At 71.7% G+C, this 24,206-nt stretch carries 20 protein-coding genes and 1 tRNA gene; 14 read left to right on the plus strand and 7 right to left on the minus strand.

Translation table 11 applies throughout. The features are described from left to right. From AB1460_RS18580 to AB1460_RS18595, 4 genes are all read left to right on the plus strand, one after another. On the plus strand, window positions 1-871 hold an 871-nt coding region (locus tag AB1460_RS18580; RefSeq protein ID WP_368962821.1), incomplete at its 5' end, for a metallophosphoesterase. Between the two features lie 144 nt (window positions 872-1,015). Continuing rightward, window positions 1,016-1,092 (plus strand) — tRNA-Pro (locus tag AB1460_RS18585). 462 nt (window positions 1,093-1,554) lie between these two features. After that, window positions 1,555-2,490 (plus strand): zinc-dependent alcohol dehydrogenase, encoded by a 936-nt coding sequence (locus AB1460_RS18590; RefSeq protein ID WP_368962823.1) that lies wholly within the window; start codon window positions 1,555-1,557, stop codon window positions 2,488-2,490. After that, the gene (locus tag AB1460_RS18595) at window positions 2,487-3,314 is read left to right on the plus strand and encodes an SDR family oxidoreductase (RefSeq protein WP_368962824.1); all 828 of its coding nucleotides are present in this window, start codon (window positions 2,487-2,489) and stop codon (window positions 3,312-3,314) included. The genes AB1460_RS18590 and AB1460_RS18595 overlap by 4 nt, the downstream gene beginning before the upstream one ends. A 63-nt stretch (window positions 3,315-3,377) precedes the next feature. Here the strand turns inward: AB1460_RS18595 and AB1460_RS18600 are convergent, their stop codons facing one another. The 3 genes from AB1460_RS18600 to AB1460_RS18610 form a co-directional block, all read right to left on the minus strand. Further along, window positions 3,378-4,811: an aldehyde dehydrogenase family protein gene (locus AB1460_RS18600; RefSeq protein ID WP_368962826.1), complete on the minus strand. Its 1,434-nt coding sequence runs from the start codon at window positions 4,809-4,811 to the stop codon at window positions 3,378-3,380. A gap of 733 nt (window positions 4,812-5,544) precedes the next feature. Further along, window positions 5,545-6,951 carry a proline--tRNA ligase gene (gene proS / locus AB1460_RS18605; protein WP_368962827.1) on the minus strand — a complete coding sequence of 469 codons (1,407 nt, stop codon included), beginning with the start codon at window positions 6,949-6,951 and terminating at the stop codon, window positions 5,545-5,547. An 80-nt stretch (window positions 6,952-7,031) separates the two neighbouring features. Beyond that, the gene (locus AB1460_RS18610) at window positions 7,032-7,325 is read right to left on the minus strand and encodes a hypothetical protein (protein ID WP_368962829.1); all 294 of its coding nucleotides are present in this window, start codon (window positions 7,323-7,325) and stop codon (window positions 7,032-7,034) included. Between the two features lie 1,083 nt (window positions 7,326-8,408). On the opposite strand from AB1460_RS18610, the gene pstS reads away from it, so the two are divergent. The 5 genes from pstS to AB1460_RS18635 all read left to right on the plus strand — a co-directional run bounded on the left by pstS (window position 8,409) and on the right by AB1460_RS18635 (window position 13,980). Next, window positions 8,409-9,521 (plus strand): phosphate ABC transporter substrate-binding protein PstS, encoded by a 1,113-nt coding sequence (gene pstS / locus AB1460_RS18615; protein ID WP_368962830.1) that lies wholly within the window; start codon window positions 8,409-8,411, stop codon window positions 9,519-9,521. 172 nt (window positions 9,522-9,693) lie between these two features. Next, window positions 9,694-10,881: a phosphate ABC transporter permease subunit PstC gene (pstC, locus tag AB1460_RS18620; RefSeq protein WP_368962831.1), complete on the plus strand. Its 1,188-nt coding sequence runs from the start codon at window positions 9,694-9,696 to the stop codon at window positions 10,879-10,881. Beyond that, on the plus strand, window positions 10,878-11,942 hold the full coding sequence (pstA, locus tag AB1460_RS18625) for a phosphate ABC transporter permease PstA (RefSeq protein WP_368962833.1): 1,065 nt from the start codon (window positions 10,878-10,880) through the stop codon (window positions 11,940-11,942). The genes pstC and pstA overlap by 4 nt, the downstream gene beginning before the upstream one ends. A 56-nt stretch (window positions 11,943-11,998) precedes the next feature. Beyond that, complete coding sequence (gene pstB / locus AB1460_RS18630; protein WP_368962834.1) at window positions 11,999-12,775, plus strand: phosphate ABC transporter ATP-binding protein PstB; 777 nt, start codon at window positions 11,999-12,001, stop codon at window positions 12,773-12,775. 35 nt (window positions 12,776-12,810) lie between these two features. After that, on the plus strand, window positions 12,811-13,980 hold the full coding sequence (locus AB1460_RS18635) for a winged helix-turn-helix transcriptional regulator (RefSeq protein ID WP_368962836.1): 1,170 nt from the start codon (window positions 12,811-12,813) through the stop codon (window positions 13,978-13,980). A 52-nt stretch (window positions 13,981-14,032) separates the two neighbouring features. On the opposite strand, the gene AB1460_RS18640 is transcribed toward AB1460_RS18635, so the two are convergent. The 4 genes from AB1460_RS18640 to AB1460_RS18655 all read right to left on the minus strand — a co-directional run bounded on the left by AB1460_RS18640 (window position 14,033) and on the right by AB1460_RS18655 (window position 18,822). After that, the gene (locus AB1460_RS18640; RefSeq protein ID WP_368962881.1) at window positions 14,033-14,953 is read right to left on the minus strand and encodes an A/G-specific adenine glycosylase; all 921 of its coding nucleotides are present in this window, start codon (window positions 14,951-14,953) and stop codon (window positions 14,033-14,035) included. 245 nt (window positions 14,954-15,198) lie between these two features. After that, window positions 15,199-16,278 carry a DNA integrity scanning diadenylate cyclase DisA gene (gene disA / locus AB1460_RS18645; protein ID WP_368962838.1) on the minus strand — a complete coding sequence of 360 codons (1,080 nt, stop codon included), beginning with the start codon at window positions 16,276-16,278 and terminating at the stop codon, window positions 15,199-15,201. A gap of 146 nt (window positions 16,279-16,424) precedes the next feature. Beyond that, entirely contained in the window at window positions 16,425-17,897 is a 1,473-nt protein-coding gene (gene radA, locus AB1460_RS18650; RefSeq protein WP_368962839.1) for a DNA repair protein RadA, read from the minus strand. A gap of 139 nt (window positions 17,898-18,036) precedes the next feature. After that, window positions 18,037-18,822 carry a hypothetical protein gene (locus AB1460_RS18655; protein ID WP_368962841.1) on the minus strand — a complete coding sequence of 262 codons (786 nt, stop codon included), beginning with the start codon at window positions 18,820-18,822 and terminating at the stop codon, window positions 18,037-18,039. 1,171 nt (window positions 18,823-19,993) lie between these two features. Between AB1460_RS18655 and AB1460_RS18660 the strand changes: the two genes are divergently transcribed. The 5 genes from AB1460_RS18660 (at window position 19,994) to cysS (ending at window position 24,119) form a co-directional block, all read left to right on the plus strand. After that, a complete protein-coding gene (locus AB1460_RS18660) occupies window positions 19,994-20,476 on the plus strand; it encodes a CarD family transcriptional regulator (protein WP_006545253.1) in 483 nt (160 codons plus the stop codon). 206 nt (window positions 20,477-20,682) lie between these two features. Continuing rightward, window positions 20,683-21,372: a 2-C-methyl-D-erythritol 4-phosphate cytidylyltransferase gene (ispD, locus tag AB1460_RS18665; RefSeq protein ID WP_368962843.1), complete on the plus strand. Its 690-nt coding sequence runs from the start codon at window positions 20,683-20,685 to the stop codon at window positions 21,370-21,372. After that, on the plus strand, window positions 21,369-21,851 hold the full coding sequence (ispF, locus tag AB1460_RS18670; RefSeq protein ID WP_368962845.1) for a 2-C-methyl-D-erythritol 2,4-cyclodiphosphate synthase: 483 nt from the start codon (window positions 21,369-21,371) through the stop codon (window positions 21,849-21,851). The genes ispD and ispF overlap by 4 nt, the downstream gene beginning before the upstream one ends. A 204-nt stretch (window positions 21,852-22,055) precedes the next feature. Next, window positions 22,056-22,448, plus strand: coding sequence for a PPOX class F420-dependent oxidoreductase (locus tag AB1460_RS18675; RefSeq protein ID WP_018637407.1), 393 nt, complete (start codon window positions 22,056-22,058; stop codon window positions 22,446-22,448). 147 nt (window positions 22,449-22,595) lie between these two features. Further along, entirely contained in the window at window positions 22,596-24,119 is a 1,524-nt protein-coding gene (gene cysS / locus AB1460_RS18680) for a cysteine--tRNA ligase (protein WP_368962847.1), read from the plus strand. Window positions 24,120-24,206: the final 87 nt, after the last annotated feature.

A 24,206-nucleotide genomic window follows, 5' to 3' on the forward strand; every position in this document is an offset into this window, starting at 1 on the left:
GACCGCGGCGGGGCTGGGGACCGCGCTCTACGGGGGGGTCCACGAGCGCACCGCCTACACCCTGCGCCGCCGCGAGGTGCCCGTGCTCGCGCCCGGAAGCGTGCCCCTGCGCGTGCTGCACCTCTCGGACCTGCACGTCACCCCGAACCAGCACGGCAAGTTCGCCTGGCTGTCGGATCTGGCCCGGCTCGTCCCCGACCTCGTCGTGCTCACCGGGGACGTCCTTTCCGACCCGCGGGCCCAGCCGCCGTTGCTCGCCGCCCTCGAGCCCCTCTTCGCCTTTCCCGGCCTCTTCGTCCCGGGTAACAACGACTACTACGCACCCACACTGCGCAGTCCGCACCACTACCTGAAGCGGAACAACCAGCCCACGCGCCGCGGTACGCCGCTCGACTGGCCCGGGTTCGCCCGCGAGCTGGCCGCGGCGAGCGGGTGGCGGGAGCTGACGAACACCCGGGCGCGCATCGAGATCGCGGGGCGCAGTATCGACCTGCGCGGCGTCGACGACGCCCGGCTGCGCCGTGACCGGACCGCGCTGGTGGCGGGCCCGCCGGAGCCCGGCACCGAGCTGGCGCTCGGCCTGACCCACACCCCGGAGCCGCGCGTCCTCGACGCCTTCACCGCCGACGGGGTGGGTCTGATCCTCTCCGGGCACACGCACGGCGGGCAGATCCGGCTGCCGGGGGTCGGAGCGCTGGTCACGAACTGCGGCATCGACCGCGAGCGGGCCTGGGGCCTGTCCCGTCACGAGGCCGCGGGACGCCGCTCCTGGCTGCACGTCTCCGCCGGGCTCGGGACCTCGCCGTTCGCACCGTTCCGGCTCAACTGCCGCCCGGAGGCGACGCTGCTGGCCCTGTGCGGCGCGCAGTGACCGCGGTCGCCGGCAGTCTCAGGCGGGTCCCCCGGGCTGCGGTCCCGGGCTGCGGTCCCGGACGGTGGTGCGGGAGCGGGTCGCAGCCCGAGGGACCCGCCTCGTCACCTGCACCCGGCTTTCTAGTACACTGAGCCACGGTTACGGGGTGTGGCGCAGCTTGGTAGCGCGCTTCGTTCGGGACGAAGAGGTCGTGGGTTCGAATCCCGCCACCCCGACCAGCGCAGGGGCATGATCCAGATTCGGATCATGCCCCTGACTGTTGTTCCGGCACGCCGATGCGTCCCCCGCCGCATGCGGTCACCGCTTCCCGGTAGATGCCGTGGGGAGCGATCCGCAGCCAGCGATCTGGGGCCCGTCGCGCCCAGGGATGGGATCGCCCCGCTCTCGCAGCGCTCGGCCATCCTTCGTCCACCGCGGTTCGAAGACGCTCCGGTCCTCGGGCTGCTGCGCCGTGGGTACCCCATGACCACTGGTGCGGGTTACGATTCCGCCTTGTAAGAAGAACCTTCTTAAATATTGGAACCGCGTTCTGCACCCCGGGGAGCGGCAGGCGCAGCCGCGACGTGCCCAGGGTGGAGAGGCGGACAGGTCAGGAGGGCAGGCAAGGGGGTGCCCGCCTGCCGGTCGCAGAAACCGTGCCGGCCGCGATGCCGGGCCCGTACCAGCATGAGGGAGTTTTCGTGAAGGCTGTGCGTTCCAGCGCCGGCGCTGTGGGCGTCGTCGACATCGACGAACCGCCCGGCACGGGGGAGTTACTTACGATCAGGGCGGCGAGCATCTGCAGCTCGGACCTGCTGTATGTCCGTCTGGGCCTCCAGCAGGTCGTCGGGCACGAGCTGGCCGGGGTCCGCGCCGACGGCTCGGCCGTGGTCGTCGAGGCGATGATGAGCTGCATGGAGTGCGAGTTGTGCCGGTCCGGCCGGTACAACCTCTGCCCGGTCCACCGGGAGCGGGCGCTTGGCGCGACGGCCGACGGCGGCATGGCCGAGCAGTTCCGGGCGCCGGCGGAACACCTCGTCGCGCTTCCGGACGGTCTCGACGCCCGTGACGCCCCGCTGGTCGAGCCGGCCACGGTGGCCTGGCACGCCGTGCGGATCGCCGGGACCGGCCCGGCCAGCCGGGTCGCCGTGGTCGGCGCTGGTGCGCTCGGCCTGATGGCAGCCGCCGGAGCCCGCGCCCAGGGCGCGCCCGAGGTCGCCGTGGATGCGCGCTATCCCCACCAGGCCGAGGCCGCCGAGCGGCTCGGCGCCGCCGTCGGCCCGAGCGGGCTGTATGACGTGGTCGTCGAGGCCGCCGGCACACCGAGTGGGCTGGACCGCGCGATCGACCTGGTGGCTCCGGGCGGCATCGTGGTCTGCATCGGCGTCCAGCTGGGGCGGGTGGAGATCGACTGGGGAACGCTGTTCCACCGGGAGGCACGGCTCCTGCCGTCGATCGGCTACGGAGCGCACGAGACGGGGCGCGAGATGGAGGACGCTGCCGCGATGCTGGCCGCTGACCCGGAGATCGCCCGTGCCCTGATCACGCATCGCTTTCCCCTGGAGGACGCGGCGGAGGCCTTCCGGGTGGCGGGTGACCGCGAGGCCGGGGCGCTGCGGGTGGTGGTCGAGCTGTGACGACTGTGGGCATCGCGACCGGCGCCGGGCGGGGAATGGGGTTCTCCTGCGCGGAGCGTCTCGCGATGATGGTGGACGTCCTGCTGCTGGTGGACCGGGACGAGTCGGTCGGCGCGGTCGCCGAGGAGCTCGCGAGCCGGGTTCCGGCGCGCGTCGAGGGATTCGTCCTGGACGTCACCGACGCGGAGGGTATGGATCGGCTCGCGACCCGGGTCAGTGAGCTCGGCGAGCTGCGCGCGGTCGCCCACGCGGCGGGGATCTCCCCGTCAATGGCCGACTGGCGGCGGATCTTCGTGGTGGATCTGGTCGGCACGGCCCTGCTGGCGCGGGCGCTGCGGCCGCTGACTGTCGCCGGCTCGGCGTCGGTCTACTTCGCGTCGATGGCGCCGCTGCTCAGCATCACCGAGCCGCATCCGGCGGCGGACGCCATCCTGGCGGATCCGCTCGCGGACGACTTCCTCGACCGGCTCCACGAGGTCCTCGGCGCCCAGGTCGAGGATCCGGGCTGGGCCTACTCCTGGGCCAAACGGGGGGTGCATCGCTTCGCGCAGCAGGAGGCGGTGCGGGTCGGGCCGCTCGGCGGGCGGGTCTGCTCGGTCTCTCCGGGCATCATCGACACCCCGCAGGGCCGGCAGGAGGCGGAGCAGCACGCCAGCATGCAGATGCTGGTCGAGCGGACGCCGCTGGGGCGGCGCGGGGAGTCCGCGGACGTCGCTGACGTGGTCGCGTTCCTGCTGTCCGCGCAGGCGCGTTTCGTCACCGGGATCGACGTCCTGGTCGACGGCGGTGTGCTCGCGGCCATCCGCGGTGGCGCCGCGAGGTGACCGCAGCCGGCGGCTGGACGAGCTCCGGAAAGGCGGGAGCAGTCCAGCCGCCGGCGGGGCGACCTAGGCGGGAGTCGCGATGGTCTTGATCTCGAGGAACTCCTCCAGGCCGGCGATGCCGCTCTCGCGGCCGATGCCGGACTGCTTGTAGCCGCCGAACGGCGCGTCCGGCGAGAAGTAGTTCCCGCCGTTGACGCTGATCGTGCCGCTGCGGATCCGGCGCGCGACGCCGAGCGCCCGCTCCTGGTCCGGGCTGACCACGCCGCCCGACAGACCGAAGATCGAGTTGTTGGCGATCGCGACCGCGTCGTCGTCACCGTCGTGCGGGATGACGACGAGGACCGGGCCGAAGATCTCCTCCTGCGCGATCTCGCTGTCCGGGTCGACGTTCGCGAGCAGGGTCGGCTCGTAGAAGAAGCCCGGCTCGATCTTCTTGCCGCCGGTGACCAGCGTGGCGCCCGCGGCGATCGCGCGCTGGACGATGCTGTCGACCTTCTCGCGCTGCTTCTCGCTGATCAGCGGCCCCATGTAGGTGGCGGGGTCGGTGGGGTCGCCCACCTTGATGTTGCCCATCATCGCGGCGACCTTCTCCACCACGGCGTCGTGCTTCTCGCGTGGCACGACGAGCCGGGAGGTGATCGCGCAGCCCTGGCCGGAGTGCGAGCAGATCGTGAACGCGGCGATCATCGCCGAGAGGTCCAGATCCGCGTCGTCCAGGAGGATCAGCGCCGACTTGCCGCCGAGCTCCAGGAAGACCTTCTTCACCGTGTCGCTGGCCGCCGCCATGATCCGGCGGCCGACCGCGGTGGAGCCGGTGAAGGTGATCAGGTCGACGTCGCGGTGCGTGGTCAGCACCTCGGCGGCCTCGACGTCGACGGCGGTGACGACGTTGACGACCCCGGCCGGGATGTCCGTCTCGTTGAGGATCAGCTCGCCGAGCGCCAGCGCCAGCAGCGGGGTGTCGGGCGCGCCCTTGAGCACGACGGTGCAGCCGGCGGCCAGGGCCGGGGCGAGCTTCGCCAGGGCGAGCTGGGTCGGGTAGTTGTAGGCGACGATCGCCGAGACCACGCCGGCGGGCTCCCGCTCGATCCAGCGGCGGTGCTGGCCGCCGCGGGCCTCGACCACACCCAGGTCCTGGGTGAAGGAGTAGCCGGCCGCGAGGTCCGCGTAGTACTTGACCAGGTTGACCGGGTCGGTGAGCGCCGGGCCATCGGTGATCATGCGGGGGTGCCCGACCTCGGCGATCGTCAGCTCGCGGAACTCCTCGAGGTGCTTGACGAGGGCTTCGTGAAGCTGGTTGAGGCAGCGGACGCGGAACTCGACGTTGGTCGACCAGTCCGTCGTGTCGAACGCCCGCCGGGCGGCCTTGACCGCGGCCTCGACCTGCTCGACCGTCGCCTCCGCAGCCGTGCCGACGACCTCACCGGTGGCGGGGTTTATCGAGTCGACCGTTCGTTCGGTCTCGACAAGCTGCCCGTCGATCAGCAACCGCTTCACAGCCGCTCCTCATTGATGTCGGTAGTCCATGATGACCCGCCCGGAGCCGACGACCCGACCGGAGCCACGGTGCGACGGCGGAAGCGCGCGGAAGCATCGGGGAACACCGATGGTGCCCGCTGCGCCGACACGTCGCATTCGTGTCGTAATCCTACTTGCGCCAATTTCGGAGTCAACCGATTGCGCTGGCAGCGACCGCGGTCCGACCGGGATCAACAAGCCGATCGACAACCGGGCCTACAGCCGGGCCTTCAACCGGATCGGCGGCAGCCCGGACGGCATCGCTCGGGGAGGGAGCCGCTGCCCAGCCACCTGCAGGACAGCAGGCCAGCCGGGCCGCCGCGGTAGGGACGATCCCTGCGCCACCAGGATCCGGGTCGCTCATCCGGACCCCGGCGTCGCGCTCCGTCGCCTGGCCACCGCGACCGAAACAGCGCCCGGGCGAATCCATGGCGCATTTCCGCACGCGGATTCGTGACCGCCGGCCCACGGAATTCTGGCGGTGCATCGATGCCTCGGTCACGACCTGTGCCAGCAGCCCCCGGTGATCACACGGGAAACTTCCCGAGGCCAATTGCATGCCCATGCCGGCATGCCCATGCCGAGACCGGGCGGCTGGCTATTTCTGGGTCTGCGAGAAAACCTCAGCCTCCTGCTGACCGAGCGTATAGCATCTCGCGGCGAGATGCGCCGGCCGTTCCGCCGCGGGCGGTCCGGCCGGCGCGACGGGCGCTCAGTAGGAGCGGGCCACCAGGCAGACGAGGTCGTCCTCGGCGGTGTCGGCGGTCGGCAGCTCGCCGTCGGCGGTCTGCAGGCACCGGACGGTCACCGAGTCCTCGGCCAGCCGGGCCTCGCCGGCCTCGCCGACCAGGCGCCAGGGCAGCCGGGCGAAGCCGGTCGCAGCGGCTTCGACCGCCTCGGCCAGCGAGGTGACGTCCGCGGTGCGGGCGTCGCGGTGCGCCAGCGCCTGGGCGTGGAGACTGGCCTGCACCTCGTCGAGCAGCGCCGGCACTCGCGCGGCGACCTCGGCGAGCGGTGCGGGGGCCTTCTCGCCGGTGTCCCGGCGGGCAATCGTGACGTTCCCGGCGGCGAGGTCGCGCGGCCCGATCTCGATGCGGACGGGGATGCCCTTGAGTTCGGCGTCGGTGACGCGGCGGCCGAACGACAGGCCCGGCCGAGCATCGAGGCGTACCCGGACGCCGGCCGCGGTGAGCGCCTCGGTGATCTCGCGGGCCTTCGCGACCACGGCCTCGTCGTCGCGGACGGGCAGCACGATCACCTGGGTCGGCGCGAGCGTCGGCGGGACCCGCAGGCCGTTGTCGTCCCCATGGGCCATGATCAGCCCGCCGACCATGCGGGTCGAGCAGCCCCAGGACGTCGTCCAGGCGAGGTGGCGGCCGCCGTCGGCGCCGAGGAAGTCGATCTCGAAGGCGCGGGCGAAGTTCTGGCCGAGCTCGTGGCTGGTCGCCATCTGCAGGGCCTTGCCGTCTCCCATCATCGCTTCGCAGGTCATCGTGTTGGTGGCGCCGGCGAAGCGCTCCTTGCGGGTCTTGGCGCCGACGAAGACGGGCAGTGCGAGCACCGAGGTCAGGAAGTCCCGGTAGACCTCCAGCGCGATCCGGCGGGCATACGCGGCGGCGTCGGCCTCATCGGCGTGCGCGGTGTGGCCCTCCTGCCAGAGGAACTCACTGGTCCGCAGGAACAGCCGCGGGCGCAGCTCCCAGCGGACGACGTTCGCCCACTGGTTCAGCAGCAGCGGCAGGTCGCGGTAGCTCTGCGTCCACTTGGCCATGTACTCGCCGATGACCGTCTCACTGGTGGGGCGGACGACGACCGGCTCGGCCAGCTCCTTGCCGCCGCCGTGGGTGACGACGGCGAGTTCCGGGCTGAACCCCTCGACGTGCTCGGCCTCCCGGTGCAGGTAGCTCTCCGGGATGAACAGGGGGAAGTAGGCGTTCACCGCGCCCGCGGCCTTGATCCGGGCGTCGACGTCGGCCTGCATCCGTTCCCACAGCGCGTAGCCGTACGGCCTGATGACCATGGAGCCGCGGACCGGCCCGTTGTCGGCGAGCTCGGCCTTCTCGAGCACGTCCTGGTACCAGCGTGGGAAGTCGGTGGAGCGGGGGGTGATAACAGCCACGTGGTCCACGATATTGGGTCGGGGCGACGGTACGGCGGAGCCGGCCCGCCCCCCGTGGACGGGCCGCTCCGCTCGCGGTGTCAGCGAGGGCTGGAGCCGGCGAGATTCGGAGGTTCCTCCGGCGCCGGGCGAGGTACCTCGCGGAACACGAGTGAAAGATCCACGTCACCGTGGTGGCTGACGAGGGCCGCGGTCGGCGGGACCAGAATCATCGCGCTGGTCAGGTCGGCTGCGGTGGCGCCGGGCGAGAGGACCAGTTCGTGCTCGACCATTAATCCCGCCCGCACGGTGACGACCTCCGCCAGCGACGGCGGCGGACCACCGGATACGGGTCTGGGCTCCGGCATGAGTTCGCCGGTGTCGACGGTGTTCATCGTGCGCGCTGCCTTCCTGTTGCTGGCCGTCACCGGAATCGGTGGCGTGGGGCGGAGACGTCGGTCGGGCGCGTTCGGCGCGGGTTCGCAGCGCAGGCTGGTAACCGGACCTGGCTCCGTCGGCGGGGAAGGGGCTTCACCAGCGGGTCTGGGGGTGCCGCCGGGGATAGCCGGATGACGGTGTGCCAGAGATCAGTCGTGCCTGGCTCGGTGGGCCGCAGCGGTCCGCGGCGCCTGGTGGGCCCGGGCGGCCCGCACCCGAACCTGACGTGAAGCATCAACGACTGAACGGTGACTGAACGGCGACGGCGGGACGGTGTGACCGCAGGGCGTCTGCGCGGGGGGACCTCGCGGGACGTCCGACGTCCGACGGGTCCGCGAGATCGTCCGGCGAGCCTGGGGCGGACTGGACTGGCCGTCGTTTCACGATGACAGGCGAGCGGATCGAACCTCACACACCTCCTGACTCTGCGGTTACGGACTAATGCTGTCAGCTACCGTTGATTTGCTTTATAGCAAGCGAGAGGGTGGCAGGGAAGGCGGGGGGTGATCTCAGGTCAGAGTGGACGTCTCGTCACGGAGAGAGAAACTTTGGTTCATCTGAGTAGCTGGACGTCCGAAATGACGCCTTGGCGAGCTATCGCTGTCGGTGCGGTCGACCTCGTGGCCGGCAGTGGTCTCCCTGTCGGGTGCGGGGGTCGAGGCCGGTGGCCGGGAGTGGGTCCGGGACCCGGCGTCGCGACGCCTCGTGCCGGGCGCGGAATCCCCCTCGTGGGCCTCCGGTCGGCGTCTGTCGCGCGGCCTGTTCGGATGAATCCGGAGCGACGCGCCCGTCCGCCTGTGGGTGCGAGATTCTCTCGCCTGAAGTAAGCGAACGGTAGCACAAAGTATGGAGATCTCTGGCGTCTTGGTTGTGAAGCAACCTTGAACTCGGTGCACCTGATGTGTTCTGGTTGGGGTTCGTTCCATGTTCGGCAACGTTCACCTTTCGTTCACGTCGCCTCGCTTCGATTCTCGCCGGCACCCCGAACGGGTGGCGGGACGAGACCGGCGCCGCAAGGCGCGAAAAACGAAGGATTGCTCGTGAACCTAGGCAAGCGTCAGGTGGTCGCGGGCCTTGCCGCCGCGGCACTGCTCTCACTGGCCGCGTGTGGCTCGGACGACAACAGCGACTCGGAGCCGGGCGCCGCTCCCTCTGCCGGAGCCGGTGGCGGCGCCATCGAGTGCGCCACCGGTTCGATCACCGGATCCGGATCCTCCGCCCAGCGGAACGCGATGGACGAGTGGATCTCGCAGTACCAGGACGAGTGTGACGGCGCCACGATCAACTACCAGGGCTCCGGGTCGTCGACCGGGCGCCAGCAGTTCATTGATGGGCAGGTCACCTTCGCGGGCTCTGACTCCGCCCTGAAGGACCAGCAGAAGACCGACGCCGACGCCCGTTGCACCGGCGGCGCGGCCGTCGACCTCCCGATGGTCATCGGGCCCATCGCACTCATCTACAACCTCGACGGCGTCGAGGACCTGAAGCTGAGCCCCTCGGTCATCGCGAAGATCTACTCTGGCGCGATCACCAAGTGGAACGACCCGGCGATCGTCGCCGACAACGACGGCGCGAACCTGCCGGACGCCACGATCCAGGCCGTGCACCGCTCGGATGGCTCGGGCACCACGGACAACTTCACCAAGTTCCTGAAGGGCGCCGCCGAGGCGGACTGGACCTTCGAGGGCGGCTCCGACTGGACCGCGCCCGGTGGTCAGGGCTCCAGGGGCAGTGACGGCGTGACCGCCGCGGTTCAGTCCACCCCGAACGCCATCGGCTACGTCGAGCTCTCCTACGCCGAGAACGCCGAGCTCTCCACCGCCCAGGTGGGCAACGCCGCCGGCGAGTTCATCGCGCCGAGCACCGACGCCGCGTCGCTGGGCATCAGCACCGCCGAGGTCGCCGAGGGTGACGACCTCAAGCTCACCTTCGACTACGCGACGTCCACCGCGGGCGCCTACCCGATCTACCTGGCGACCTACGAGATCGTCTGCACCGCCGGCACCCCCGCGGACGCTGCTCCCCTGGTCAAGAGCTTCCTGACCTACACGGCCTCCGAGCAGGGCCAGGCCGCGATCGCCGACCTCGGGTACGCCCCGCTGCCGGACACCATCGCGACGAAGGTCCGCGCCGTCATCGCGAAGCTCGCCTGATCACCACCGCATGACGATCTGACAGCACATCCTTCCGCGGTCGGGGCAGTGTCGCCCCGGCCGCGGAAGCCGTGGTTCTCCGGGCCGACGCGGGACCCGGCCGGCTGGTCATCCAGCCGGTCGCCGGTCGCGTGCCGGCCCCTGAGGGAGTGAAGAGTCGAGGTAGATAGCGATGACGACGGAGCCGGGCAGCCCGGCAGACGCCGGGCCGCGGGGGACCGGTTCGCAGGCCACACCGGCTGACGCGAAGGCCACGCCGGCCGACGCCGAGGCCACAGCGGTCAACGCGACGGAACCAGCGGGTGACGCAAAGGCCACAGTGACCACCGTGCCGGCTGCCGAGCCGACCACCGTGCCGGCTGCCGAGCCGACTGCCGAGCCGGCCGGGGACCTCCCTCCCAGGGAGATCGCGCCGGTGCCGGAAGCCAAGCCGAAGGTCGGCCTGGCCGACACGGTGTTCAAGAACCTCACCAGGACGGCGGGCGTCGGCCTGCTCGTGCTGATCGCACTGATCGCGCTGTTCCTGGTGCTGCGCGCGAGCGACGCGCTGGGTGAGAACACGGCCAACTTCTTCACCACCGAGGACTGGCGCCCCAACGCCTCGCCGCCGTACTTCGGCGTGGCGGCACTTCTCTTCGGAACGCTGATCAGTGCTGTCATCGCGCTTCTCATCGCGGTTCCGGTGGCGGTCGGCATCGCGCTGTTCATCACGATCTACGCGCCTCGACGGCTCGCTGCCGGCCTCGGCTACATCGTGGACCTGCTCGCCGCCGTGCCCAGTGTCATCTACGGCCTGTGGGGGCTACTGGTCCTCGCTCCGCACTTCAACGGGACGCAGTCCTGGCTGAACGACTACTTCGGCTGGATCCCGCTGTTCGACACGGGTGACAACACGGTCGGCCGCTCCATCTTCCTGGCGAGCGTCGTGCTGGCAATCATGATCCTCCCCATCGTGGCGGCGATCTCCCGTGAGGTGTTCTCGCAGGTTCCCATCACGCACCGGGAGGCCGCTCTGGCACTCGGCGCGACCCGTTGGGAGATGATCCGCACCGCGGTCATCCCCTACGGCAAGCCCGGTGTCATCAGTGCTTCGATGCTCGGCCTCGGCCGGGCCATGGGCGAGACCATCGCGGTCGCCCTGGTGCTGCCCGCGTCGTTCAACATCTCCTGGCAGATCCTGACGCCGACCGGAAACACGATCGCGGCCAACGTCGCGAACGGATTCGGTGAGGCAAACGACATCGGCCGGGGTGCGCTCATCGCGTCCGGTCTCGTTCTGTTCGTCGTCACAATGGTGGTCAACATGATCGCTCGGGCCGTCATCGCCCGGCGCCGCGAGTTCTCGGGACGGGCCGCATGAGCACCGCGACGACCACCCCGACCGCGCCGGTCGGGCACAACCCGCCGAACCTGCGGGGGCAGACCCTGGCCCGGCCGGTGCTCGGCGCCATCGCGGTGGGCGCGGTCGTGCTCACCGGGCTGCTCTACCTCGTCACGTCGATCCACAGCCGCCTCCAGTTCGTGCTGATCGTGCTGCTGCTGTTCTCGGTCGGACAGACGGTGGCGTCCGTCGTGGTCGAGGGCAGCCGGCGCGCGAAGGACCGGCTGGTCACCACGCTGGTGTTCGGGTCGTTCCTGCTCGCGCTGATCCCGCTGGTCGCGGTCCTGGTCTCGGTCATCACGCGTGGTGCCGAGCGCCTCGACGGGGACTTCCTGACGCATTCGATGCGCAGCATCGGGGCGCGGGACGCCGGTGGCGGTATCTACCACGCGATTATCGGGACCCTTGAGCAGGTCGGGCTCGCCAGTCTCATCGCGGTGCCGTTCGGCCTGCTCGTCTCCATCTACCTGGTCGAGTACGGCCGGGGCCGGGTCAGCCGGACGATCAGTTTCTTCGTCGACGTGCTGACCGGTCTGCCGTCGATCATCGCGGGTCTGTTCGTGCTGGGCTTCTGGATTCTGGCCCTCGGCCAGAACTTCTCGGGCTTCGCCGGTGCGCTGGCGCTGGCAATCCTGATGATCCCGGTGGTGGTGCGTTCGTCGGAGGAGATGTTGAAGCTCGTCCCGGACGAGCTCCGCGAGGCGAGCTACGCACTGGGAATAGCCCGCTGGCGGACCATTCTCAAGGTCGTTCTCCCGACCGCGCTGCCCGGGATCGTGACCGGCGTCATGCTGGCGGTCGCGCGCGTCGCCGGCGAGACGGCGCCGCTGCTGCTCACCGTGTTCGGCGAGAACTCGATCAACTTCAACCCGTTCTCCGGTGAACAGTCCGCCCTGCCGCTCTACATCTATTCACAGGCCGGACAGCCGCAGCAGTTCGCGATCGACAGGGCCTGGGCTGCAGCACTCACGCTGATTATCATCATTATGCTGATCAACGCGATCGCTCGGCTCATCGCGCGCCAGGCGAAGATCAAGTAGCGCCCGGTGGCAACAACAAGACGACCGACCGCACAATCACCTGAGTCGAGGTAGCCATGGCCACCCGTATCGACATCTCGGGGCTGACCGCCTACTACGGGAAGTTCAAGGCCGTAGCGGATGTGAACCTGACCATCGAGCCGAAGAGCGTCACGGCCTTCATCGGGCCGTCCGGATGCGGCAAGTCCACCGTCCTGCGCACTCTCAACCGCATGCACGAGGTGCTGCCGGGTGCCCGGGTCGAGGGCGAGGTCCTGCTCGACGGTGAGGACCTCTACGGCCCCGGCGTGGACCCCGTCAACGTGCGGCGCAACGTCGGCATGGTCTTCCAGCGTCCCAACCCGTTCCCCACGATGTCCATCTACGAGAACGTCATTGCGGGCCTGAAGCTGAACGGCATCCGCCGCAAGTCGCTGCTCGACGAGCGGGTCGAGCAGTCGCTGCGCGGTGCGAACCTGTGGGATGAGGTCAAGGACCGGCTGAACCGTCCGGGCGCGGGCCTGTCCGGCGGCCAGCAGCAGCGGCTGTGCATCGCCCGCGCCATCGCGGTCGAGCCCCAGGTGCTGCTCATGGACGAGCCCTGCTCCGCACTCGACCCGATCTCGACGCTGGCGATCGAGGACCTCATCCAGCAGCTGCGGTCCAGCTACACGATCGTGATCGTCACCCACAACATGCAGCAGGCGTCCCGGGTGAGCGAGACCACCGCGTTCTTCTCCCTGGAGAAGACCGGTGACCCGGGTCGGCTGGTGGAGTACAACCGCACCTCGCAGATCTTCAGCAACCCCAGGGAGAAGCGGACCGAGGACTACGTCTCCGGGCGGTTCGGCTGAGCCCCTCCGAGGTTCCTGGATCCTCCGAGGCGCAGGTGGCGGCCGGTTCCTGGCGGACCGGCCCGTTCCTGGCCGGGCCCGGCCAGGAACGGCGTCCATCGCTGCTCATCGCCGACAGCGAGGCCGACGACGAGCTGCTGCCCGCACTGCGGGATCAGGGCGTCGAGGTGAGCGTGGTCGCGGACGGGGCGCTGGCGCTTGTGGAGATCGGGCGCCTCGCACCCTCCGCGGTGCTTCTCACCGCGAGTCTGCCGGTGGTGGACGGCGTCACGGTGATCCGTACCGTCCGGGCGGCCACGGGCCGGACCACCACCCCCATCCTGTTCGCCGTCGGACCCGGTGACCGCGAGCAGGCCGCCGCCGCGCTGGAGGCCGGGGCGAGCGCCTGCGTCGGCAAGCCCTACCGGGTGCACGAGGTCCTCGCGATGGTCGGCGCCGTCGGCGGCCTGGCCGTCAGCGCACCCCCCGGCCCGGACGACCTGGCCGCCCGACCGCCGGCCGCGCTGGTGGCCGGCGCCGCCGCCAGCGATGCCGGCGCCGTGGCGCGGGTGCTCACGGCGGGCCCTCCCGGCTCGGTCGGCCTGCCCGGCACTCCGGTGAATGCGGCAGGCCTCGTCGGCGCCGACGGCACGCCCGGCGCGTCAACGTGGCCCGGCGTCCCGGGCGTGGCGGGAGTGGTGGGCGCGCAGGGCATGGGCCCGCAGAACGGTCCGGCCGGGATGGGCCTGGTGCCCGCTGCGGGCGGCGGGCCCGTCCCGGGGGTGCAGGGCCTGCCCACGGCTGCCGCACTGGTCGGTGAACGCTCCGAGATACTGCGCTCCGGCCCGGTGGTCCTCGACGTCGACGCCCACGAGGTCACCGTGGACGGCCGGGCCGTGCACATGCCCCCGCGTGAGTTCAGGTTGCTGCGGCTGCTGCTCGGCCACGCGGGACGGGTGGTCACCCGGGAGACGCTGCTCACCGAGGTCTGGGGTTCACCCGACACCGACCCGAACACCCTGGCCGTCCACGTGCGCCGGCTGCGCCGCCGTCTCGGCGACCAGGCGGCCCTGCAGGCCACGGCGGAGCCGGGGGTCGGCTCCGCGCCGCTGCTCGGTCGCCCGGGTGCCACCCGGGGGTCGGTCGAGGTGCGGCCGCCGCTCATCGAGAGCATCCGCGGCATCGGCTACCGTTTCCGGGCCCCCCACCACCCACACCCCAGCTGAGAGCGGCCCGGCGCCCCGGGCGCCCTGTGTCGGGGACGAAGTGCCCGCGTGGTCAGCCCGGCAGGGCGTAGACGCCGGGGGCGCACTCCACGACGAGCCCGTCGGTGACCAGCCCGGCGAGCGCCCGGGCGCGCTGGACGGGTTCGTCCCACACCTGGTCGAGGATGGACCGCTCGACGGGCCCGGTGGCGTCACGGAGGACGGCGAGCAGCCGCCCGCGGACCTGACGGTCGGTTCCGGCGTACGTCTGGGGGCGCCGGGCCGGGACGTTCGAAGGCGGGCTGCCGGCCGCCGCCCACCCGCAGAGATCGCTGACCGGGCAGGCCGGGCAGCGCGGCGTGCGCGCCACACAGACCAGCGCGCCCAGCTCCATGAACGCCGCGCTCGCCCGGGCCGCCGTCTCCGTGTCCGCCGGCAGCAGGCCGGCGACGAGCTCAAGATCCCGCCGCGACACCGCGGCCGGCCCTTCGGCCACGCCTTCGACGGCCCGCGCGACGAAACGCCGGACGTTGACGTCGATCACGGGCTGGCGCTGGCGGAAGGCGAACGCGGCGACGGCTCGGGCGGTGTAGCTGCCGACCCCGGGCAGTGCCAGCAGGTCGTCCAGACCGTCCGGCACGGCCCCTCCGTGCCGTTCCACGATGGCGACGGCGGCCTGGTGCAGACGCAGCGCCCGGCGTGGGTAGCCGAGTCGCCCCCACTGCCGTACCGCCTCACCGGAGGGCTCGGCGGCGAGGTCCGCAGGGGTGGGCCAGCGGCGCAGCCAGAGCTCCCAGACCGGCAGGACCCGGTTCACCGGGGTCTGCTGGAGCATGATCTCGCTGACGAGAACACCCCACGGGCCGGTCTCCGGCCGCCGCCACGGCAGCTCCCGGGCGTGTGCACCGAACCAGCCCAGCACGCGCTCCGCGAGTGCCAGCGTCGGGTCGGCTGTTCCGACCGGTTCGATCCCGGATGTCGTCATCGATGTCATCGGCTCCATCGTGCCATCCGGGCGCCCGGATCAGGACACTGGTCCGTTTGTCGTTCAGCACCCGGTTCAGCATCGCGGCGCGGGCCTATTCCCGGTGGACCGGAAATGCCGCGGAGCGGAAACGCATTCTCCTGATCGAGAACAATGGTGGGGTTATTGGTGCTGATATCGCTCCCGGGCACGCCCGGTATCGGCGCCGGGTGAACCCGAACCCTGCCGGTCACCGCACTGGCACGGTGACCGCGCTAGACGTAGCGCTCGAGAATGCTGGACTCGGCGAGCCGGGAGAGGCCTTCGCGGACGGCCCGCGCCCGGGTCTCCCCGACGCTGTCGACGGCCTGCAGGTCGTCGACACCGGCCGCGAGCAGCTTCTGCAGCGTTCCGAAGTGGTCGACGAGGCGGTCGACGACCATCCGCGGCAGGCGCGGCACCTTGGCGAGCATCCGGTAGCCCCGCGGGCTGATCTGGCGGTCGAGGATGTCCGCCCCACCGGAGAAGCCGATCACCCGGGCGATCACGGTGAGGTCGAGCAGGTCGGTCGGGGACATCGCGGAGAGCTCCGTGAGGACCTGCGTGGCGTTCCCGGCCCGGGCCCCGGCCGGAAGGTAGTCGCGTACGGTGAGCTCCCGCTCCGTCTCGACCCCGGCCATCAGCTCCTCGAGCTGCAGGGACAGCAGGCGCCCGTCGGTGCCCAGCTCGACCACGTAGCTCTCGATCTCGTCCGCGATCCGCCGGACCATCTCGAGGCGCTGACTGACCGAGATGGCGTCGCGGACGGTGACAAGATCCTCGATCTCCAGCGCGGACAGCGTGCCGGCGACCTCGTCGAGCCGCAGCTTGTACCGCTCGAGCGTCGCCAGCGCCTGGTTGGCGCGGGACAGGATGGCCGCCGCCCCGTCGAGGACGTAGCGCCGCCCGGCGACGTACAGGGCGATGATGTGCATCGACTGGCTGACGGAGATCACCGGGAAGCCGGTCTGCTTGGCGACCCGCTCCGCGGTGCGGTGCCGGGTGCCGGACTCCTCGGTCGGGACGGTCGGATCGGGGACCAGGTGCACCGCTGCCCGGACGATGCGGGCGAGGTCGGAGGAGAGCACGATCGCGCCGTCCATCTTCGCCAGCTCGCGCAGGCGGGTGGCGGAGAACTCGACATCGAACTCGAACCCGCCGGTGCACAGACCTTCCACGACCTTGTCGTGGCCCAGCACGATCAGGGCTCCGGTGTGACCACGCAGGATGCGCTCGAGACCATCACGGAACGGAGTTCCGGGCGCGACCGCGGCGAGTGTCGCCCGGAAGATGTCATCCCCGGGTGGTCCTGCCATCAGGCTCCCTCGTTGTTCTCCGACGTCCTGTGCGTCGAACGCCCCCGTCGTGTCGTGCCTGTCGCCCTGATGGTATCGGTAGGCCCCGTGCGGATGAGCGCAGGCTCAGCGCGATCTCACCAAATCCGGCAATCGCCAAAGCCAGTTCATTCGTCGTACATGTGCGCAATGGCCGCGATAAGGTCGGGCACTTCCTGGACCACAAGGCCCTCGGGAGCCTCACCGGAGCCGGTGGGGACGAGCGCGCGCCGGAAGCCCAGCCGGGCCGCCGCGGCGAGGCGCTGCCGCACCGCGCCCACCGACCGCACCTCGCCGGCGAGGCCGACCTCGCCGATCGCGACCAGGTCGCCGGGGAGGGGATGGTCCCGCGCGGCGCTCACCGTCGCCAGCGCCACGGCCAGATCGGCGGCGGGCTCGGCGAGCCGAACCCCGCCCACGGTCGCGGTGTAGACATCGGCCCGGCCGAAGCGGACCCGGGCCCGCCGCTCCACGACCGCGAGAATCATCGCGACCCGGGCCGCGTCGAGCCCGGAGACGGCCCGGCGCGGGACCTGTGCGGACGCCTCGGCGACCAGGGCCTGGACCTCGGCGACCAGGGGCCGGCGGCCCTCGACGGTCACCGTGACACAGGTGCCGGCCACGGCCGCCGGGCCCGCACCGCCGGACCGGGAGAGGAACAGCCCGCTGGGGTCGGCGACCTCGCGGATGCCCGAGTCGTGCATCTCGAAGCAGCCCACCTCGTCGGCCGGGCCGTACCGGTTCTTGCCCGCGCGCACCAGCCGCAGCGTGGAGTGCCGCTCACCCTCGAAGTGCAGGACGACGTCCACGAGGTGCTCGAGCAGCCGCGGGCCGGCCACCGTGCCCTCCTTGGTGACGTGGCCGACCAGCACGGTCGCCAGGCCCAGCGCCTTGGCCGTGCGGATCAGCGCCCCGGTGACCTCGCGCACCTGCGTGACGCCGCCGGCGGAGCCCTCGGAGCCCGACGAGGAGATCGTCTGCACCGAGTCGACGACGAGGAGCTCCGGACGCACCTCCTCGACGTGCGTCAGCACGGCGCCGAGGTCGGTCTCGGCGGCCAGCCAGAGGTCGGGGTGCAGCGCCCCGATGCGACCGGCGCGCAGGCGCACCTGGGCCGCGGACTCCTCGCCGGTCACGACGAGGGCCCGGGAGCCGCCGGTGGCGCTGCGCGCGGCCACCTCCAGGAGGAGCGTGGACTTGCCTACGCCCGGCTCGCCGGCCAGCAGGATCACCGCCCCTGGCACCAGCCCGCCGCCGAGCACCCGGTCGAGCTCACCGATGCCGGTGGGACGCATGCGGGTGGCCGTGGTGTCGACCGCGGTGACGGGGGTCGCGGGCGCGGTCACCGGCGCGGCCGCCCCGAGCCGCGCCCCGCCACCCAGCCCGCCGCCGCTCAGAGCGCCGGGCCGGCGGGTGGACGGTGCCTGTGCCTCGAGTGTGCCCCAGGCCTGGCAGCGTGGGCACCGCCCGGCCCAGCGGACGGTCTCCGTCTCACAGGCGGAGCAACGGAAGCCTCCGGCGGGGTTGCGGGAGCTCGCGCCACGGGACGGAGCCCGCCCCAGGCCACCGGCCGACCGCCCCGCAGGGCCAACAGAGGACATGACGGTCACGGTAGCCGCCGGGTCCGACAGTTCGGGCCCGGCGGGCTACGTGCCGTCCAGTCCACGCCCCAGTCCACGCCCGCGGCCTGTTCGGGCGGGGCGGGCCCGCGCCCTCAGGCCGCGGGGTCAGGAAGCCCGGTCAGGAGGTGGGTACGGGCGCCGTGGCCGCGGGTGCGGTCTCCGCGGGCGCCGTGGCCGCGGGTGCGGTCCCACCGGCTCCAGGTGTCCCGGCGCCGGCCCCGGCCGGGGTGCTGGCAGTGGCGGGCGACGACGTCGCCGGCTCCGTGGCCGGCAGGGTCGTGGCCGCCGTCGCGGCCGCCGAGGCGCCGGGAGCGGGCGGCTCGATCGGTACGTCGAGCGTGAGGCTGCCGGACTTGGCGAAGGTGAACGTCACCGGGATCTCGGCGCCGACCATCAGGTCCTCGGTGAGGCCGGTCAGTGTCGGGGCCGAGCCGTTGGCGATGTAGATGTTGCCGCCGCCGGGACGAATGATCGATGGCGACGGTGCCCGCCCGCCACTCGCGGCCGGCGAGGACACGGTGATGAGACTGTCCTCCTCGGCGCCCCCGTTGAACACCGCGGAGATGATCTGGGCGGTGCCGCCCTCGTCCGCGGGCCCGGCGACGTAGACGTTCCGCAGGGTGACGGAGCCGACGGATCCGCTCACCGAGTTGGTTGTCGTGCGGGCGGAGTTGGTGACCGCGTCCGTCCCGGACGCGCAGCCGCTGAGAGTGGCGGTGACAATGGCCGCGGCGACGGACGACGCGGCGATGGCGGCCCGCCTGCGCGTGCCGCTGCGGCGGGCGGCGGGTGCGCCGGCGCCGGCTCGCGGTGCGTGGCTGGGGCCATCGGTATCGGTGGCGTCGACGGGCGGCGTCCCCATGGTGGTGGACGTCGCGGAACGAGCACCCAGACGGCGGCTCACGGCTCGGTGGCTCCTCCTGCGCAGGGACCGGCGCGGCTGGCGCGTCGGTGCCGAACGGTCGTGACCGGTCAGGTGGCCGTTGCGGGAATCCGCAGCGGCCGGCGCGCTCCCCCGCGGGCCGTGGAGAGTCCAGCCGGTGGATCGTCCATGGCACACCGGGAGCGCACCCGGTCACCCGCGAGACCCAGGTCGGGCCGCGGGTGCGGGGCTAACACTAGCCATCCCGGCCCTCAATGTGCGTCTGGTACGTGTCGGGCTCGACATCTGGGCCGTTCGGACGGCGGGGCGCCGCCCGAACGGCCCAGACAAGACCGTCCGCGGGCCTGGGCGGGGCGCCGGGGCAGGGGCACCGCCGCCCGGATGGGCCGGGCCCGGCCGGTGGCGGCCGCCGGGGCCGGCCTGACCAGGCCCCCCGGTGGAGCCGGCCGGCAGGTGGAGCGGGCGGAAGGGAGCCGGCGGGGGCCCGGGGCGAGCGATCGCGAGCATGGCGTTTCGGTCCTGGCTCGCGCAACAGGATGTGGATGTCCGCGGCGTGCGCCGCCCGCTCGGGACCCGTCCGCTCCGGCCAAGGTGGGACCGCGGAAAGGGGGGCCCGCCCGGGCCCGGCACGCGCGGGGGAGGCCGCCTGGTCCCCGCCGGTCCGGACGGAAAAGGCCGCAGTACACGGGGATCGCGGGCCATTGGCCACCTCGGGCCAGTGATCATCGGGTTGGCGATCGGGTAGCACGCGGGTGTCCGCACGGGACGCCGGTGCACCTGCCGGACGGGGCCGGACCGTGCCCGGAACCAACGGGCGGGGTGCCCGACCTTGGTGGCGGCGGCGCGACACGCCCGGCCGGCGCGGCCGGTGCCGGGGGGACATCCGGCGGGTCGGCGGGGGGACGCGCGGCCGGAGCGGTAGTGTCGCGGCGCCCTTGATGCCAACAACCGGACAACTTCCGCCGCATCGCCATCTGTTTCGCCAGCCGGGTCGATCCGCCTCTTGATAGGCCCCGACCTGCACGGATCCGGTCGGCCTGCGCACCGACCCGGTCGCGTGCAGCAGCTGTCCGTCCCGGAGGGTGGCCGCAACACGACGGTGGCGCTCTTCCTCCGCCGGCCAGGAGTGCGCGTCTGACCTGCGGCGATGCGTGCGTGTTACGCTGGTAGAGGCGGAAGGGGCACGTGACACATGGCGTTCCAAGTCGGCGAGACCGTTGTTTACCCGCATCATGGTGCTGCTCTGATTGATGCGATTGAAACGCGCGTCATCAAGGGTGAAGAGAAACTTTATCTCGTGCTGAAGGTCGCTCAGGGCGATCTCACTGTCCGTGTTCCAGCCGACAACGTCGGCATGGTTGGCGTGCGTGACGTCGTCGGCCAGGACGGCCTGGAGCGTGTGTTCGAGGTGCTGCGCGCCCCGCACACGGAGGAGCCGACCAACTGGTCGCGGCGTTACAAGGCCAACCTGGAGAAGCTCGCCTCCGGCGACGTGAACAAGGTCGCCGAGGTGGTCCGTGATCTCTGGCGGCGTGATCGCGAGCGCGGTCTTTCTGCAGGTGAGAAGCGCATGCTCAGCAAAGCGCGGCAGATTCTTGTCAGTGAACTCGCGCTCGCTGAGGGAACCAATGAGGACAAGGCCGAAGCCATGCTCGACGAGGTCCTCGCCGGCTGATACCGGCGCCACCTCGGACATGCACGGTCGGCAACACCAGGGCGGCTTTGTGTACGCCGCTCGACGTCAGCGGAAGGCTTGATGTTCCCGACCGAATCGTGGTTGCGGCGGATTTCCGTACCTGTGGGAGTGCCCCCGGAAGGGGGCCTCTCACCCGCCCGGATCGACCGGGTCGCGACAGGCGGACGCCGCGGAGGCCGTAGGTGGTGAGCACCCGAGTAGGGGCGGTCGTGCCGGCAGCTGGCCGGGGCGAGCGCCTCGGTGGAGGCACGCCCAAGGCACTGCGGCCGCTCGCTGGCCGTCCGATGCTGCTGCGGGCGGTCGAGACCCTGCTGGCGTCCGCGCACGTCACCCAGGTCGTCGTCGCGGCGCCACCCACGTTGGTGGACGTCGTCGGGCAGATCCTCGGCCCCGGTGTGTGCGTGGTGCCGGGCGGCGGGGAGCGGGTGGATTCGGTGCGCACCGCGCTGGACGCCCTGGACGATGACATCGGGGTCGTCCTCGTGCATGACGCGGCACGGCCGCTCACACCGGCCACGCTGGTGGATGCGGTCGCGGCGGCGGTGCTCGCCGGTCATCCGGCGGTGATTCCCGTGTTGCCCGTGACGGACACCGTCAAGGAGATCGACGCGGACGGCCGGGTGGTGCGGACCCCGCGCCGGGACGTGCTGCGCGCGGTGCAGACCCCGCAGGGCTTCCGGCGGGACATTCTGCGCACCGCCTACGCGAACCGCGACCTGCCCGTCACCGACGACGCGGGCCTCGTCGAGGCGCTCGGGGTGCCGGTGACGACGATTCCCGGCTCCGAGGAGGCGTTCAAGGTGACCCGGCCGGTCGATCTGGTCCTCGCGGAGGCGCTGCTGGCCGACTCGCTGGCCCGGGACGGCCAGCGATGACCGCGCCGCAGCTGCCCCGTGTGGGCACGGGGGTGGACGTCCACCCCTTCGAGGCGGGGCGCGACTGCTGGGTCGCCTGCCTGCAGTGGCCGGGCGAGACCGGCCTGGCCGGGCACTCCGACGGCGACGTGGCCGCACACGCGGCCTGCGACGCGCTGCTCACCGCCGCCGGCATCGGCGACCTCGGCGCGGTGTTCGGCACGGGCCGCCCGGAGTGGTCCGGTGCCTCCGGTGCCGCACTGCTGGGCGAGACAGCCCGGCTGCTCGCGGAGGGCGGCTGGCTGATCGGCAACGTCGCTGTCCAGGTGGTGGGTAACCGCCCCCGGATGGCCGCCAGGCGGCTCGAGGCGCAGGAGGCGATGTCGTCGGCTCTGGGCGCCCCGGTCAACCTGTCCGCGACGACCACGGACGGCCTCGGCCTGACCGGGCGGGGTGAGGGGCTGGCCGCGGTCGCGACGGCCCTGGTCGCCCGTCTCTGAGCTCACTCCCGACGACCTCGGCTCCCGGCGGCTCTGGCCGCCGGGAGCCGAGGTCGTCGGCGTTCCTGGGCGTCTGTGGGTGGGGCCCTCTCCGGACTGCAGGCGCGGTTGCCGGATTGTTGGCATGCCTGACTGGCATCGGACGTAGTTTGATGCTGGGGGAGTGAGAGGGTGTGCCCGGTGAGCAAGTCTCGGAGGAGTGTGATGGCGGCGCGGCTCCCGGAGGCGGTCAGGGCACTCGCGGATGCTCCGACCTACGTGACGCTGGCGACGATCCGTCCGGACGGCGCGCCGCGCCTCACCGTGCTCTGGATCGCGCGGGACGGCGACGACCTGTTGTTGTCGACGGTGCGCGGCCGGGCCAAGGAACGGGACATCGCCCGAGACCCCCGGGTCGGCCTGATGTTCCTCGACCAGCGCGACCCGTATGCCTACGTCGAGATCCGCGGTGTGGCCTCGCTCTCCGAGGAGGGCGGCAAGGAGCTCATCGACCTGCTCTCCACGAAGTACACCGGCTCTCCGTACGGCTGGGACGGGCCGGACGAGGTCAGGCTGGTGATCCGCGTCATCGCGGAGCGCGTTCTCACCACGGGCTGACCGTTCTCACCGCGGGCTGACACCCGCCCGCGGCCCTCTTCACACGGGGGTCGGTTCCGCGATGCGGCCCCCCCTGTTATCCCGGCGCGACCCCATTCCAGTACCTCCCTTCGGCGTGGTGGCTGCCGGGGGCCGTACCCTTGACAGATGGGTCTTCGCCTCTATGACACGCGCACCCGGCGCGTGCGGCCGTTTGTGCCGCTGCGCCCCGGTCATGTGGGCGTGTATGTCTGTGGGCCCACCGTCCAGTCTCCGCCGCATGTGGGCCATATCCGCACCGCGCTGGCGTTCGACCTGTTGCGGCGGTGGATGACGCAGGGCGGGCTCGCGGTGACCTTCGTGCAGAACGTCACCGACATCGATGACAAGATCATCGTCAACGCGGACCTGGCGGGTACCACCGTCTGGGAGCTCGCCACCCGGCAGACCAGGGCGTTCGACGAGGCCTACCGGGCTGTCGGTGTCCTGCCGCCGACGATCTCCCCGCGTGCCACCGGGCACATCCCCGAGATGCTGGAGATGGTCTCCGTCCTGGTGGAGCGGGGGCTGGCCTACCCGGGCGCGGGCTCGGTGTGGTTCCGGGTCGGCTCCTACGCGGATTACGGCGCCCTGTCCCACCAGCGGCCCGCGTCGATGCACCCGTCTCCGGAGGCCGAGCCGGGCAAGTCCGATCCCCGGGACTTCGCCCTGTGGAAGGCGGCCCGGCCCGGTGAGCCCTCCTGGTCGTCACCCTGGGGGCCGGGCCGTCCCGGCTGGCACCTGGAGTGCTCGGCGATGGCCGGCAAGTACCTCGGCGACGTCTTTGACATCCACGGCGGTGGGCTCGATCTGGTCTTCCCACACCACGAGAACGAGCGCGCCCAGACCGTCTGCTCGGCCGGTGGACCAGACGCCGCCGAGATGGCCAACTACTGGATGCACGTGGGTCTGCTGACGACCGGCGGCACCAAGATGTCCAAGTCGCTGGGCAACTCGTTCTTCGTGACCGACGCACTGGCCGCGGTCCGCCCGCAGGTCCTGCGGTACCACCTGCTCTCGGCGCACTACCGCTCCTCGCTGGAGTACAGCGCGCAGACGCTCGACGAGTCCGGCGCGGCGCACGACCGGGTGGAGACGTTCGTCCGCAACGCCCTCGACATCCTGGGTGGGCCGGACGAGGCCGCCGCGCTCGCGGCGGAGACCGACCGCGACGGCATGGATCCGGGAGTCGGTCCCGCGGGGCCGGCGCAGCGGACCCTGTCGCCCGGGGGGCTGGCGGGTGCGGCCGCGCCCGCAGGCGATGACCTGACGCCCCGTCAGGCCTGGGCCGAGTTCGCGGCAGCGCTGGACGACGATCTCTCGGTCGGTCGCGCGCTGGCGGCGCTGTTCGGCGTGGTCGGCCGTGGCAACCAGGTGCTTTCCAAGACGCACAGCCGGGAACTGGCCGGCTGGGTGGACGTCACCCGCCGGATGCTCACCGTGCTCGGCCTCGATCCGGTGGAGCAGTGGCCGACGGCCGGCGCCGAGCTGCGCCCGGCGCTCGACGGCGTCATGGACGTTCTGCTCGACCTGCGCTCGGCGGCCAGGGCCCGGCGGGACTACTCCGAGGCGGACTCGATCCGCTCGCGGCTCGCCGCCGCCGGCGTCGTCATCGAGGACACGCCCGAAGGCCAGCGCTGGCACCTGGCCTGAAGGAAACGGACCTGGCCTGGACGACATCGCATCGCCTGGACGATCTGGCCCGCGCCGCTGGTGACAGCGACGCGGGCCAGAGAGCAT

The organism is Parafrankia sp. FMc2 (assembly GCF_041008525.1).
Taxonomy (GTDB): Bacteria; Actinomycetota; Actinomycetes; order Frankiales; family Frankiaceae; genus Parafrankia.